Genomic DNA, 15,986 nt, shown 5'->3' with positions numbered 1-15,986 from the left:
TGCTTAATCTAGAAGGTCATAGCGAACTCAACCCCCAGACCAAAATTTAAGCTGCGCGTTTCATGCGCATTGGAAAGCCATGTTTCTTTACTCTCACCTTCCTGCAATCTCGATGCTTTATACATGTCTTCGACACCAAATGAGTGCTTTAGCCATGCATCAAAATACAGGTAAGACAAAAGTTTTACTTGTCCTCTTAAAGATAATAACCCACGACTTTTATCAAAATCAAAGAGTTCATTCATTTGATCAATTGTTGATGCTTGATAAGCCACATATATGCTCATTAATTCATGTATAGTTAAAGCGCTTATCCAATGAAATTTCCTTAAAGATTGCTGTGAACTATGATTTCTAAGTAAGTATCCATCTTCGAAACCAAGCTTTGTATTTATAATTCCATTAAGCCCGTATGCAATCTCCACCAAATAACCATAACGCCATGATGAATCTGTATCATCCAGCCCAACAAATTGTGCTTTTGAAATGGGTTGCGCCTTGTGTTGAGAATAAATTTGTCTATCCAGCAAATAATGGTCACCAAAATAATTTGGTTGAAAGTTTGCTGAAAAAAAGCGGCCTTCAGTGCGAAAATAAAGAATCGAATCTTTTTTATTTTGACTAAAGTAAAAAGCTAACTGATGACCAAGATTAAGCCCACACCCATAGGTGTTTTCGCCAAAGGGAGCATCGTGCCCTCTCAACTGGTTGAGAAATAAATGAGAATAAGAAAAGTAAGGAGTCAATGACATCCAAGCCAGAGGAAAGTAACTGCTTTTTAAGGTATTTGAAAAAGCTTGAGCGTTGCCTTCTTTGCGCATAAGCAAACGGCGCTCCTCATTCAGGACGAAAGCTCCTTCGTGTTGGCCTTGTGGGGCTAAAGGCATAAAAAAATCGCTCACATAACTTAAATCAACACTCATTTCCTTAATGAAAGAAACCAAAGGCAGGCTTGTGAGCGGTAAAAAACGCATATTGAAACCAAAAATATGAGGTTTTATCAGCGGACCCAGTACGGCATCAAAGCGAACTTTATTAATTTTTAAAAATCCGCTTAAAAACATATAATCCTGATCATATAAGCCATCGGTCACCATATCCTTCATCAACTCGCCTTGGGCCAAAGTGTAGGCGTTGCTGCGACTTAATTTCAAAGCATAAGTGTCATCTGACTTTAGTTCAAAGTGACGCAATAAGCGCTGTGCGTCATAAAAGCTACGAAAATCCTGATTACGAGGAGTAACAAATCTCAGCCCATCAACAAAACCCTTGTGGCGCATTTTTGCTAAGGTGCCAGAAATATTATCATAGATAGGAAATCGCAGTGGTACTCCCACACTTCCCTCTATTTTCCATAGTTTAAAATGACTTTGGGGAAATACATTGAGATGAAAAACACGAGCAATGACTTCGTTACCACTAAATACCGAAAGAGAGCGTTCACTTCGCTCTACATCCCGTAAGGAAAAAATATCATCAGAATTGCCTAGCACATTATTTGCAAGCTCATCTGAAAAACTATCCATTGATCCATTTTCGATCTCGAGAAAATCATCGTTAAAATCAGGATCAAACTCGAAGTTTTCATCAAAAATATCTTTATTTTGGGAAAACAAAGTACAGCTAACCAAAAAACTTAACAGCGCTATTTGTTTCAGCATAAGACACCCAACAAAATCAAATAACAAATCGAATTATAATTTTAAAAGTTTTAGGGATCTAGTTCTCACTTTAATAGGTACTTTTTTGTTTGAGCATCAAACTCGAAACGATGGAATTTTTTAAGCATAGCTTTAAGCTCTTCGATCGATTGTGGTGCATTTATGATCCAATTTTGCGCAAGTTCAAACGCATCGATACGTACAAACTCAGCAGAATTTTCTAAAAGTTTGGCTATGATAGCAAAAGCCTCTTCATCATCTAAATCCAGCAGGCTTTGGGCAATTTTCATCAATATAAAATCATCGTGTTCTTGCACACTTAATCGCTTTAAATGATCGAGCGCTGCATAATTTTTCATTTGTCCTTGCAAAGCCACAGCCCTTTCCCTCACCGATGCCGAATCCGAAAAAATAAGCTTAATGGTTTTTGGCATCAGTTGGCTTAGACTCATGCTTTCAATATCCATCAACGCTTGCTCAAGCTCGGCACTGGCAGATGAATCGAGCATTTTCTTTATCAGGGCAATATTTTCAGGGTGACTTGTGTCTAAAGAATGAGTTTCATCCTGCAACAAAATAGTTTGGCGAAATATTTTTGGCACAGACAACAATACAAGCAGCGTAACAAATATAAATGTGGCATGAAGCAGGCCCACGTTTCGTGTGGCAGAATGTATCAGCTCTTTGTAAATGGCGGTAAGAATCAAAAAAGTACCCAAGACCACAACAATCGTTGGACCTGAAGGCATGTCCATTATATAAGAAATACAAACACCAATAATGCTTGCAACCACTCCCGCAGCCCAACCAATTATAAGTCTTGTCTGATTTTTTTTGGCAAGCATAAGCCCTAAAACCGAAGGGATGATTAAAAAACCAAATACCAGCAGCACTCCCCCCATACCAACCGAACTGGTGACCACTACACCAAATGTGGCATAGAATAAAAAATCCCACAGCCGCGCTTGAGAGCCTGCACTTGCCCCAGAAGCATGTTCATTAGATAAAGCAAAAAATTGTTTTCTAAAAATCCAGTGGATTAATCCAATACAAGCATAAAGCGCTGCTGTAGAAATAACTTCGCGCGGCGTTACCCATAAAATACTTCCAGCCAACATCTGTCGAACTTCATCTGCTCCATGAGGCAAATTAGCTGTCAATAAGACTGTCATAGAAAGCGCTGCAGCATAGACTATACCGATGATGGCTTCATGGGGAATAGCATTATTGCGCGGGCGCGTAAGTGAAACGAGTGCAGCACCTACCAGAGTAAATGAAACCGAAACAAGCTTTACAGCCATGGCATTGTTATCGAAGCTTAATCCTATGAATACACCATACACTGCCCCCAAAGCTGCTATCTGTGCGAGCGCCAGATCAACAAATATCACTTTTCTGGCAATGACATGAATGCCCAAGTATGCATGTATGCCCACCAAAATAAAACAGGCCAATAAAGGCCACATCATATGCAAAACCATGTCAGACATTTATTCACCTATTGAATATGCACAGCGTTAGGCAGAGCTTGCATTGCCCCTCTAAATTTCACCAAAGATTGAATTATACGATCCATCATGGCGATATAACTCTCGCCTTTAGAGCAATCCACCTGAATAAAAATTTTGCTTCCCCCAATGGACTTAGCAATATTTTCAAGCAGCTTAGAATTTCCGGCATAATAAGTTGCGGCGACAATATGTTTCAAATGATTCTCTTTGGATTTTTTTATGAGTTCATTTTGATAGCGAGCGCTAGGAGCGACACCTGACTTTTCTTCAACGTGCCCTACAATATTGAGACCAAAATCATGTGCTAAATAAGAAAGCTCGCTGTGATAGGTAAGAAATTTATAATCGATACTCTGTGCACTCTTGAGCCACCCACCAGGCTGCTTCTTATTTTTGACCAAATATGCCTTTAGTCTGTTGCCCTGTTGCAAGCGCCACAAAAAATCTACATTTCCCGAGGCCTTAACCAGCTCTTCCCCAAACATTGCTTTACTCAATAGTAGCTTGAACTCAATATAATTCTTTTCGTATTGTGGCGCATGCTGAGCATCAGCTTTTGAAAATGCATTTTTGATATTTTCGGCCACTTTTAGAACGGCTACTGGGCTTAACCAAATGTGAGGGTTCCCCTGCGGGTGAATATCTCCCGCAGCCCCTCTATCAAGGCTTTTAGGAGCTTCAAGCACATAGACTCCATCAGAAACACTAACAAGCCTTTCTCCTGAAATAAGTTTTTTATTGCTCGATGAGTTGATAACTAAAGGCACCCAAAGCTCTAAGCTACGCCCCACCTGTAAAAAAACATCAGCCTCGCTTACCCACTTTTTAAAAGTCGGCTTGGCTTTAACAAAGTGTGGATCTTCTGAGGCAAGTGACAGAGCATTAATTTCTATAAGATCTTTACCTATGGCTGAAGCAACAGATGCAAGTGCTGATATGGTGGTCACAACTTTAAGTTTTGGTTTCACCACCACAACTTTTTTTTCATTATCGCTTTTGGGGTTTGCAGTTTTTACAACACCAGTATGAGCACCCGCGTGAACAACAAAACACAAGCAAGTCAGCACTGAGATAATTTTTTTCATAGCTACCACTCCACCGATTAACGATTGGCAAAATATGGCTCAACCGGATGGCTGCCCAAAATAAAATTAAACGACAATAAAAAGCGATGATCCCCATCTAAGGAATTCAAACGAGGCATTACATGCTCATAACCTAAGCGCACGCGCATAAATTCGGTGGTATAAACTCCGGTATAAATACCGATAGCATGTTGCATCTCACTAAAATCATCTTTGTGAGGAGCAATATCGTAGCGCATTCCAAAGAAACTCGAGCCCAACATTTTTACCTGTGCCCATGTAAAATTCCCTAAAGGCCAGCCTTTATCCGTCTCTTTATTAGCCATGTAAAATTCGCTACCGAAAAGAAAAACTGGATTTTGCCCATGACCAGTGGGGAGATAGCTATAATGAAAATCCGCTCCACTCAGCCAAAATGTACCGCTCTCATATTTTCCCTTGCGGCCTACAAGGGAACTGATTCCTAGATCAATAAAATGAGCGTCATTTAATTCTTGATGCCACCACAGATGCCCAATGCCGCTTGGTACTTCTTGTGCACCTTTATCTTGCATAGGCAGCCTGCTACCCGTGATACCTTCCAAAAACCAAGTCAGCGCACTCTTTGATGAAGGTACCCACGAAGAATTAAATGAAAGTCCCTGAGATGCATATCCCTCTTCGCCCAAAAAGACTTGTAGGGCCAAAGGATAAGAAATATGCGGAATATTGTGCAAATGAATACGATTCATGCGCCCAATGGCAGTTCTAAATTTTCCAAGCCGCGATTCAATTCCCAAGGGTGCATAGTCGAGCACAGGCCATTTTTTCAGACGCACAAAAGCCTCTTCAACATCGATTTCGAAATGTTTAAGCCCGTGTTGCTCGATGGCCACTACCACCAAAGCATCGGCCCAAGGGTCTATTGCACCTCGAAATTCAAATTCCAGTTCGCGAACATTGACACCATTTTGAAAATCATGGCTATGGCTATGATCATGGCTGTCTTTAGCATGACCATTTTTTGGCTCTTCGGGCACCCCAATTCCATATTGCCCAACAATATCGCCAATCACTGATATGCTCGGATTAAAAGCACTTGCCCTTTCTTGCTGAGCTAAAATTTTGGTTTGAGCAAGTTCAGATTTGATCGTCTCTAACTGAGCTTCCATTTCAAATATTTTTTCATCAAAGTGGCTGGTTTCAGCCCACAAAAACGGCGATAGCAAAGCCAGCAAACAGCTTATCAACACGCTACAGTTTAGAAACATAATCGCTCTCCCCAAATTTCTCACATACCTTTCATAATCGTTAAAATTTTATTGTCTATTTGGGTAATAGGCTTTACGGCCCTATCTTCGATCTACAAAGGACCATTCTCCCCTTCAAGAACTTGCTCATGATCTCAATCAACAGACAGAATCTTAGCTCAATTATTTTTACACATGAATCACAGGCACAAAAACCATAATCACTCATATTACAAGTGAACGCATTGACACTTATAAATCATATAAATACAAAAATTAAATCCCATTAAAAGGAAATAAAAATGTTTAAAATCTACCAAATGACTATTATCGTTTTCCTATTTCTTTTGACGGCTTGCGCAACTGATAAGAAATCCACGTCTGAAGTTTTTAATATACCGGCTCATCCATCTCAAAATTATAAAGTCTTCCATATTACTCAAGAAGCTTCTCTACAGCACTTTAGCCCCATTATTGGTCTCTATTTTTTTAAAGACAATAAAGCCTTGAGCACGCAACAAGAAGTGCTCGAAGCCTTGGCACAAAAAGATGACTGGTCGCTTTTGGCGATGAGGGAATTCGCACAAATTTCGCAGCACTTCTTTTCTTCTCGTGGTTTCCATCTGATTGGCTCTGGAAGACATAATAATCAAAAAGATCCTTACTACTGGCAACTTGTCACTCGAGCAGGAGATAATTTTAAAGAGCCAGAAATTCGTTTTGAGCAGCCTTACTCAGAAGACAGGGCAAAAACTTTTGTCGATGAGTTAAAAAACTGCGATAACAAGCCAAGCAGCTTTACGTGGTCGTGCGAGGCATCCAAACTTAAATCATTTATCGATGATGGGCACGGTATCCGCAGAGTGGTTGCTGTTCGAGGAAACTATATCAACTTCACAGATTTTGCTGTTCGTGCTAATCAAGCCGAAATCAGTGACTTTTTTGGCAGCATCCTAAAAAATGTGCGTTATGTAGAAAGGAATTTTCATAAGGAAGTTTTTATCTCTAATAAAAGTGGCTTTGGGCAACTTACTCCTCATTTGTATTTTTTGATTTGGTCCCAAGAACTTTAATTGAGAGACGGACACTTGAATTCAAGCGATATATTTTGAGTTCTTGTCATAAAGCACTCGTGTATTAAGAGGGCCCCCAGCAAATGTTGTTTTTGACACTGCCAGCACGGGCCTTTTTTTTCTTACCCGAGACATAATCCTGCTAAGAGCGACAGCACACTTTTAGTTCATTAATAAAACCATCTGTTGCCTCACAATCAAAGCGTCTTCATCCCAAAAATGATCCTCTAATATTTTTTCTTGGCCCGACATAATTACAAAAGCACTATTTTGTAATTCCTTTACAACAACGCCTTGATAAAAAAGTTCCTTCTTAACACTCACCAGGATAAAATCTTTTTCAATATTATTGTGAAATTCCGGCGATGCCTGAATAGAAATTTTTATTTTATAATTCTCACAGTGGTTTAAGCATAAAGGCCATTCATCAATCCAGTAGCTTTGCCTAACCTCTTCTTCTTTAACAGAAATAGTTGTTTTAAACACTTCATCATAGCTAGCAAGATCCATGACATCTCTTACTTTTATCTCTAAGTTGCTGCCTAAAGCTGTCAAAGCCCAAAAACATATCAATAAACTGCCTAATAATTTTTTCATGCTTGCTCCTCTTCTAAAACAGATAAGAGCTCTAGCGTGGGACAAAACATTTTGGTGCATAAAATTTTTTGACAGAAATTTATTCAAGATCCTTCGGATAGCAAATGGATGTAAGATAGAAGTTCCAAAGCAAGTTGGGGATCTTTTTGGCGAACAAACCACGAAGAGATATGCAATTCCCCACATCACGCTGGTGAGTGGAGCACTACTGGATAATTTGTTTTAGGGGCTTTTCGCTCAATCAAGCTCTTTTTGCTTCTTGATCGACATGATGTTGAGCTCAGCTAACTGGGCGGGTTCAACCTCTGAAGGAGCTTTAGTCAGCAAATCAGTTCCTTTTTGACTCTTAGGGTAAGCGATTACATCACGAATAGAGCGTGAGTTAGTTAAAAGCATACACAATCGATCTAAACCAAAAGCAATACCGCCGTGAGGTGGCGGACCATAACGCATTGCATCCAACAAAAACCCAAATTTTTCTTCTTGTTCGGCTTGAGAGATATTGAGCGCATCAAAAACTTGCGACTGAATTTTCTCATCATGAATACGAATTGAACCGCCACCGATTTCGTTGCCATTGATTACCAAATCATAGGCCCTGGCATAGCACGATCCAGGATCGCTTTTTAATTTTTCCATATCATCTAACTTGGGCGCCGTAAAAGGATGGTGACTTGCTACATATCTGTCATTTTCAACGTCATGCTCAAAGAGAGGGAAATCTGTAACCCACAAAATATCCCACTGCTTGACTTCAGCTCCTTCTTGCTCGATCAATCCAAATTTCTTAGCTAAATGAAGCCTTAGCCCAGAAAGCACCGTATGACAGACTTTTGCTCTTCCCATCTGGAAAAGAATCAAATCTCCATCACTAGCCTTTAGTTCTTGATTAATTGCTTTGATAGCCTCAGGATTAATATTTTTGGCAAATGGAGATTGTGTCCAACTGCTTCCCTGCTCAGCGACTTTGGCACGACCGAGTCCCCTCCCACCTAGGCTTTTCACTTTTTCTTCCAGCTTATCTAACTCAGCGCGCGACAACGTATGTTGTTTGGGAATAAGCATAGCTTTAATCATGCCTTGAGCTTTAATTGTAGCCTCAAAGAGTGGCACACCCGCGCCATCAAATTTGTTGATGAGCCCGCTTAGATCATGATGCTCAAGCCCAAAACGAGTATCAGGTTTATCAGAGCCATATCGCGCCATAGCCTCATCGTAGCTCATTCGCTTAAAGGGCGTTTTTAAATCAATTTTCAAAGTGGCCTTAAAAATATCCTTCATTAAGCCTTCGGCGTAACCCAAAACCATTTCTTCGGTGGCAAAGCTCATCTCCACATCGATCTGGGTAAACTCAGGCTGCCTATCACCTCTAAGATCTTCGTCGCGAAAACATTTAACAATTTGAAAATATCGGTCGAATCCAGCCATCATAAACATTTGTTTAAAAAGCTGAGGACTTTCTGCGAGTGCAAAAAAACTTCCCGGAACAAAACGGCTGGGCACCAAAAAATTTCTTGCGCCACCTGGCGTATAGCGCACAAGAGTTGGAGTTTCTATCTCCAAAAAATTATTGGCATCAAAATATTTTCTGCATGCTTGCATGATGCGATGCCTTATAAAAAAATTCTTTTGCACTGAAGGTCTGCGCAAATCAAGCACTCGGTGGGCAAGGCGTTTATCCTCGTGAGTATCGATTTTATCTTCGATTAAAAACGGCGGCACTTCACTTTTGGAAAAAATTTCTAAAACTTTGACATCAACTTCAATAGCACCAGTAGGAAGGCGATCATTATAGGCTCCGCCATTTTCTTTTCTATCTTCGACAATGCCCTTAATGCCGATACACCATTCGCTGCGCAATTGATGAGCAAGCTGATGGAGCGCTTCATCGGTCTCTGGCTTAAAAACTATTTGCGTAATTCCGTAGCGATCGCGCAAGTCCAAAAAACGTCGTCCTCCGTGGTCACGCAAACTTTGCACCCAACCCATTAAAATAACTTCATTATTGACATCGCCTATTCTCAATTCATTACAGGTGTGGCTTCGTTGGGCACTAAGAAGTGGTGTTGACATGACTCATCCTTACACAAGAGCTCTATTACTAAAGCCTATAATACTGCACAGGATTGCCTGCTTTGACAATGGTGGTGGGTGCATCAATCAGACAAAGCGCGTTGCTTTTTGCCAGGGTAAAAATTTGATGGGATTGCTGATTCTTTAAGAGTCTGAGTTTATGGTCATTGTCCACCTGGGCTCTCAAAAACATCGTCCAACCGGGATTTTTTTCAACTTCACTGCCAGCCAAAACACCCCATCTTAAGTCAGAAAGATCAGCGCCCAGTGTTACCCCTAATAGATGCTGCACAAAAATCCTAAAACCTACAAAAACTGCCACAGGATTACCAGGCAAACCAAATATGCGCGTGTGTTCTTTTGAGCCGAAGTAGAGCGGTTTTCCTGGACGCCAGGCTCCTTGCCAAAAAACTTGCCGTACTCCCACTTCATCCAGAGCAGGTCGAACATAATCATGACTCCCCTGCGACATACCGCCGGTGATAAGCAAGAGATCCGCATCAAGAGATTGTTCAACGATTTTTTTTATAAGCTTTTGATCATCTGCGACTTTGATAATGGTGACATCTTTGAACCCTAACGTTTCACATTGGGCTTTGAGCATAGGCCCTACCAAAAAATATACTTGCCCAAATTTCAAAGGGGCTGGTGCTTCGACCAACTCATCACCGGTGGAAATTATTTTTATTTTTGGCGAGCAAAAAACTTTGATTTGATCTACCCCCAACCCCAACAATAGACCTATGAGCGCCGCATCGATACGCGATCCTTTTTTTGCTATCAAAGAGCCCTGCTCAATATCGCCTCCACTCTTTCTTAGGTGATCGCCACAAAAAAATTCATTAACAAAAATTACTCTATCGCCTTCAATACGGGTGTGCTCTTTCATAACAACAGTGTCTGCTCCTTCAGGCACAGGAGCTCCCGTCATGATCGACACACAGGTGTTAGCAATTAATTTTCTTTGCCTCTGTGGGCGTGCGAAAATTGTTGTATCAACTTTTAAAGAATTATTTTTTTTTACATCGGCAAAACAAAAAGCAAATCCATCCACTGCTGAATTATCAAAGGGTGGTAAATTTATTGGCGCAAAAATATCTACCGATAAAAATTTCCCCAAAGCATCTTTAATACACAGCTCCTCGCTTTTAAGCTGCAATGGGTTTAGAGAAATCAATTCCATGGCATTTTTAAAATGAATCATAATGCACTATCACTAAGTCTCAGTGGACTACAGACGCTGCAGTTAGGATCTTTTTTGAGTTCGAATTCATCAAACGAAGACCTATGCCAAATAATCAGACGATTATTTATTTTTTGAGTGCCTAAAAGAGCAAGTCCCTCTTCAGCTGCACGGGCGGCAATCATTGAGCACGTGTGAGTAAATACACCGCTGTCACTACAATTTACAGCAATACTTTTCCTACGAAAGCACGAAAAACATGCTGATAATCGGTGAGAACTAATCACACTCACCTCTCCTTCTGCTTGGTAAACGCTGCTTGATATAAAGGGAATTTGATAACGCCAGCATGCTTTAGCGAGCATAATTTTTGTTTTCATGCAGTCAGTGGCATCAAACACTGCATCATAATTTTTTACAAGTGAAATGTTTTTACTACTGAGCTTACAATCATGTTCCTGCACGTGAAGATTCAAAAAACGCTCTCGCAAAAAATCACCAAGGACAAAAACCTTTTTAGCACCAATATTTGCTCTGCTAAAACAATACTGGCGCCATAGATTGCTTTCGCTCACCACGTCGTGATCCATTACCGTTATGTGAGCAATGCCAAGCGAACTTAAATTTATCGCCAAAGGGCAGCCTAGGCCACCTGCTCCGATCAAAAGTATTTTTTTTGAGGCTAAACTTTTAACTTCAATTTTTTGTCCAAGCAGCGCTTTTTTAACTGGCTCGGCGCCACGATCATTCTCACTGCACTGGCATAAGCCCTGATCCCAAGACTTGGATCCGTCGTCATAATATTCGCATTTCCAAATGGGCACCGATTTTTTCAACTCATTCATAATAAAACGAGCAGCCATAAAAGCAGGTTCACGGTGGACAGCCCGTACATTGACGACGACAGCAGCATCACCCACCAGCACAACCCCTACTCTATGCACAGCATCGATGGAAAGCAGCGCAAATTTTTTATGGGCTCTCTCTTCGATACAAGCAAATTCTTGAACAGCTAATTGTGGATGAGCTTCGTAATCAAGGTGGCTGACATTTTTTTGATGATTTTTGCAGCGCACCCTTCCCAAAAAGACTACGTGGGCACCAGCACGTTCATCTCCTAACAGATTGTTTAAGCGCATCATTTCTTCATTTGAATGAGCAAATTGCAGGGGCATTGTCAGATCCCTCAAAGAAGAGCAAACTAACTCACAAAAATTATTTGACTAGATAGTAAAAAACTCGTGGCTCACTTTGTATTAAAAAATCAACAGTCTGTAACTATTCGTAGCATCATTCGCGATGATGCATTAGAGCGACATAAATTTTTTTGTAAGCTTTCCCTCGCTCAGATTGGTATGCTTCACTCTATCGATGAGATCGATGAAGATCCTCAAGAAAGTTTAGAGCACATAGATGATTTTATTAGCAATAAACGAGGTTTGTGGCTAATAGCTCTTGACCAAGAGCATAAAATTATTGGGGAAATCGATATCACCATCAAATCCTTCCGCCGAGTAAGGCATATTGGATCACTCACCATGGGAGTGTGCCCCTCAATACAGGGACAAGGATTAGGCTCGCTTCTCATGCAAGAAGCCCTTCGATGGGCTAAGGCTCAAGGGCTCAGCAGAGTAGAGCTTTCAGTCTTTGCCTCTAACATCAAAGCGCAAAATCTTTATAAAAAACACGGCTTTACACAAGAAGGTTTACGAAAAAACTACCTAAATCATGGCGATAATCAGTTTGAAGATGATATTTTATTAGCAAGATTAATTTAAAATATTAGCACCAAGTAATTGCTGATTTTTTACCCCATAATAATTACATAACTACTGTTATTAAATATTTTTATGGGAATTTGCTATGTTAGCTCAGTTCAAAATTTATTCGCTCATAGCTCTTTTAGCTTTTGTATTCCTCAGTGCGTGCAATGATCTTATTCGTCCTGATCAACTGCAGGCGCCGAAAGATATACTGCAAGATTCTTTCCCTCAGGCGCCAAAAACAGAATGTTTGAGCGACCCAAATTGTCAGGATATAATTAAAGACTACGCGAAAATAAGTATTGGTGATTCTGCACCGGATGGCACAAAAGTAATAAAAGCAACCGATGCTGCAGAAATTCATACTCTTTTAGCCCAAGCCAACAAAAAGATTTTTATAAGATTGCCAGAATCAATTAATAAACAAGAACATGTTTTTAAGAGCATATTAGCAGCATCACTAAGAATGCAAAATGATCCCACTGTTAAGGGGGAAATAAAATTTATTAAACTTAAAAGTTTAAATTTTGCACGGAAAAGATTCGCATTTAATCCATCGCAAATCAAAGTTTATTACCTGAGTATGGCTAAAAAGATCAACGGCTTTTTTAAGGCTGGCCAGACAGCTGTGCTTGATCTTGATGAACTGCCTGATGAAATAAATAAAAAAGATTTTTTAGCTGAATTGAGCACCCCAAATCTTGTAGTGCTGTCCAAACAAAATTTTAGTGCGCTTAAACTATTTGATGATGATTCCAAATCAAATCAATTTTTTCCGCAGGGACTCACAGCAAATCAAACCTACGTGCTCATGCAAAAAGAATTTGCCAACAGCGTTAACCAAAACATTAAAGACGATGCCGAAAATCTTGCTTTAGAAAACTCTAAAATAATGCAAGCAATGAAACCCAAAAGCAGTTTAGGCTTGGTGGCATCATTCTTTAAAAAAATAAGCTCCTTACTAAAGAACCCTACTGCATCTGGCAATGTTACACGCGAGCTTACGAACCTGTTAAGTACAAGCCCCGATTTTACCGGAAGTTTAGGTTTTGAAAACTATAGCCTTCAACAGCTTCAAGAAAAAGTTGATGCAAACAAAGATGCATTTAGGGGGGCATTTGCTAGCCTTGCCCAAGCCCAAAGCACGCTCGATGATATCCGCAATAAAGATTTGCCGGCAATCAAAAACGAGACGGATAAGATTAAAACTCTGAGCGATCAAAGCCTACTAATAAAAACTCAAACCGATAAAATTCAATCCATCAAAGATGACACCACTGCCCTGACTTCAACTCAAGTGCCTCAAGTTATTTCGGATATTTCTGGCATAAAAAATGATATTAAAACTGCGCAAACTGCCATCAATAGCCATACAACTAAAGCGATTAATGGAATCGACATGGCAGCATTAGGATCAAATATTAAAGATGCTATCACTCAATCAAGCAATGCACTGCAGAGCGCATTAAGCGCATTGGGCACATTTGATAGTGGAAGTATTACTGATGCTATTAATAATCTAAAAACAAAAGTTGGCTCTGGAGCTTCTACAAGTACTGTTGAACTCAAATCACTGCAAGATGCTATCAATGAAATCAAAAACAAAACCGATACACTGCCTAATGACATAGCAACAAAGCTTGATGCTCTTGCTAGTGAACTTAGTAAAGCAACAACAGGCTCTGGAGCTCCTGTAAGTGCTGCTGAACTCACATCATTGCAAACTGCTATCAATCAACATACGACTGATGAAATAAATAAACTTGGTATTGCTGATATTAAAACTGCTGCCGAAGCCGCTAAAACTGCTGCTGAAGGAATTTCAACCAATCTCGCTAAGTTTGATTTTGAAGCTTTGCAAAAAGCTATTAATGACATTGTAACTAAGGCAACTGGAATCAGTAGTCTCGATACAACTGAACTTACCAAGCTTATTTCAGATACAACTAATAATTTGAAAAAGATTCCAGACACCGATGCACTTAACAAGGCTATCACTGAGGCAATGACAAATATCAAAGGGATTAAGATCGATCCTACTGATATCAATAATGCTATAAAAACTGCGGCAGATAATTTCGCTAAACTTGCTGTGCCTGATACCACAGAGCTCACAAAAGCTATCACTGAGGCAATGACAAATATCAAAGGGATTAAGATCGATCCTACTGATATCAATAATGCTATAAAAACTGCGGCAGATAATTTCGCTAAACTTGCTGTGCCTGATACCACAGAGCTCACAAAAGCTATCACTGAGGCAATGACAAATATCAAAGGGATTAAGATCGATCCTACTGATATCAATAATGCTATAAAAACTGCGGCAGATAATTTCGCTAAACTTGCTGTGCCTGATACCACAGAGCTCACAAAAGCTATCACTGAGGCAATGACAAATATCAAAGGGATTAAGATCGATCCTACTGACATCAATAATGCTATAAAAACTGCGGCAGATAATTTCGCTAAACTTGCTGTGCCTGATACCACAGAGCTCACAAAAGCTATCACTGAGGCAATGACAAATATCAAAGGGATTAAGATCGATCCTACTGACATCAATAATGCTATAAAAACTGCGGCAGATAATTTCGCTAAACTTGCTGTGCCTGATACCACAGAGCTCACAAAAGCTATCACTGAGGCAATGACAAATATCAAAGGGATTAAGATCGATCCTACTGATATCAATAATGCTATAAAAACTGCGGCAGATAATTTCGCTAAACTTGCTGTGCCTGATACCACAGAGCTCACAAAAGCTATCACTGAGGCAATGACAAATATCAAAGGGATTAAGATCGATCCTACTGATATCAATAATGCTATAAAAACTGCGGCAGATAATTTCGCTAAACTTGCTGTGCCTGATACCACAGAGCTCACAAAAGCTATCACTGAGGCAATGACAAATATCAAAGGGATTAAAATCGATCCTACTGACATCAATAATGCTATAAAAACTGCGGCGGATAATTTCACCAAACTTGCTGTCCCCAATACCGACGAACTCACAAAAGCTATCACTGCTGCAACCAAGGCCCTAAAAGGCATCGATCCAGCTCCGCTTAAAGCTGCCATTGCTCAAGCGGTAACAGATGCTGTAGGAAATAAGATCGATACCCAAAACAAAAGCATTAGTGAAATCAAAACTCAGACCGATGAGATAAAAAATATTAAAAGCAAAACTGATAAAATTCCCGATAACTTTTTTGATGGCAACGAAAACGGAGTTCGAGCTGATACCAAGAAGGACTCAACGGATTTGTTGCGAAAACTCGCCACCTACATTGAAGGTATAAACTTTACTCAACAAAAATTTCACACTGCTTTGACCCAAATAGCGTTAACTGTAAAAAGGGGAAAGCTGACTCCTGATGATATGCTAAAATTGCAAATTGCCAGTCAAGCGGCATTAAAACAATGGTTAGAAAATCCAGACATTTCCCAGATAAAGCTTGCAGCAAGTAAACTTTTCGAAGGTTATAATAAAACTATAGAGGATGATATCAAAGCTGACACCATATTTATTGCAAATGTCGTTAACAGCTTACCCAAGCTCGACTCTATTTCACGCGCTCCAAGGCAAATTGCTCCAAGCTTTGTTAGCAATGCGCAGCTGATCGATTTCGTGAGTGATAATTTTGATACTTTGGAGACTGTGTTAAACAACGCTGATGAATATTCTGGTGACGATTGGCAAAGCAATCAAGAAACACAAGCTTTCTATCTATTCATACAAGAGCTTGATTTATTGAGAAAAAATTTTGAAAGCTTGATGGATAATCAAGACCTGTATTGAAATAGT

General features: G+C 39.9%; 11 protein-coding genes. 3 read left to right on the top strand and 8 right to left on the bottom strand.

The annotated features are described in order from the left end of the window. Positions 1-8 precede the first annotated feature (8 nt). From H6731_10030 to H6731_10015, 4 genes are all read right to left on the bottom strand, one after another. A complete protein-coding gene (locus H6731_10030) occupies positions 9-1,661 on the bottom strand; it encodes a hypothetical protein (GenBank protein ID USN50585.1) in 1,653 nt (550 codons plus the stop codon). Positions 1,662-1,726: 65 nt separating this feature from the next. After that, positions 1,727-3,151 (bottom strand): metal ABC transporter permease, encoded by a 1,425-nt coding sequence (locus H6731_10025; GenBank protein ID USN50584.1) that lies wholly within the window; start codon positions 3,149-3,151, stop codon positions 1,727-1,729. Between the two features lie 8 nt (positions 3,152-3,159). Next, the gene (locus H6731_10020) at positions 3,160-4,257 is read right to left on the bottom strand and encodes a zinc ABC transporter substrate-binding protein (protein ID USN50583.1); all 1,098 of its coding nucleotides are present in this window, start codon (positions 4,255-4,257) and stop codon (positions 3,160-3,162) included. A 17-nt stretch (positions 4,258-4,274) separates the two neighbouring features. Beyond that, complete coding sequence (locus H6731_10015; GenBank protein USN50582.1) at positions 4,275-5,507, bottom strand: hypothetical protein; 1,233 nt, start codon at positions 5,505-5,507, stop codon at positions 4,275-4,277. Positions 5,508-5,788: 281 nt separating this feature from the next. Between H6731_10015 and H6731_10010 the strand changes: the two genes are divergently transcribed. Continuing rightward, complete coding sequence (locus H6731_10010; GenBank protein USN50581.1) at positions 5,789-6,559, top strand: hypothetical protein; 771 nt, start codon at positions 5,789-5,791, stop codon at positions 6,557-6,559. Between the two features lie 162 nt (positions 6,560-6,721). Here the strand turns inward: H6731_10010 and H6731_10005 are convergent, their stop codons facing one another. The 4 genes from H6731_10005 to H6731_09990 form a co-directional block, all read right to left on the bottom strand. Continuing rightward, positions 6,722-7,156, bottom strand: coding sequence for a hypothetical protein (locus H6731_10005; protein USN50580.1), 435 nt, complete (start codon positions 7,154-7,156; stop codon positions 6,722-6,724). A gap of 237 nt (positions 7,157-7,393) precedes the next feature. Then, positions 7,394-9,229 (bottom strand): aspartate--tRNA ligase, encoded by a 1,836-nt coding sequence (gene aspS / locus H6731_10000; GenBank protein ID USN50579.1) that lies wholly within the window; start codon positions 9,227-9,229, stop codon positions 7,394-7,396. 28 nt (positions 9,230-9,257) lie between these two features. Next, a complete protein-coding gene (locus H6731_09995; protein ID USN50578.1) occupies positions 9,258-10,433 on the bottom strand; it encodes a molybdopterin molybdotransferase MoeA in 1,176 nt (391 codons plus the stop codon). Further along, positions 10,430-11,587 (bottom strand): ThiF family adenylyltransferase, encoded by a 1,158-nt coding sequence (locus tag H6731_09990; GenBank protein ID USN50577.1) that lies wholly within the window; start codon positions 11,585-11,587, stop codon positions 10,430-10,432. The genes H6731_09995 and H6731_09990 overlap by 4 nt, the downstream gene beginning before the upstream one ends. A gap of 66 nt (positions 11,588-11,653) precedes the next feature. Between H6731_09990 and H6731_09985 the strand changes: the two genes are divergently transcribed. Then, entirely contained in the window at positions 11,654-12,190 is a 537-nt protein-coding gene (locus H6731_09985) for a GNAT family N-acetyltransferase (protein ID USN50576.1), read from the top strand. 85 nt (positions 12,191-12,275) lie between these two features. Then, a complete protein-coding gene (locus tag H6731_09980; protein USN50575.1) occupies positions 12,276-15,980 on the top strand; it encodes a hypothetical protein in 3,705 nt (1,234 codons plus the stop codon). The last annotated feature ends 6 nt before the right edge of the window (positions 15,981-15,986 follow it).

It is taken from the genome of Myxococcales bacterium (assembly GCA_023898405.1).
Classification (GTDB): Bacteria; Myxococcota; UBA727; order UBA727; family JABDBI01.
This window is presented reverse-complemented; position numbering and strand designations above follow the sequence as displayed.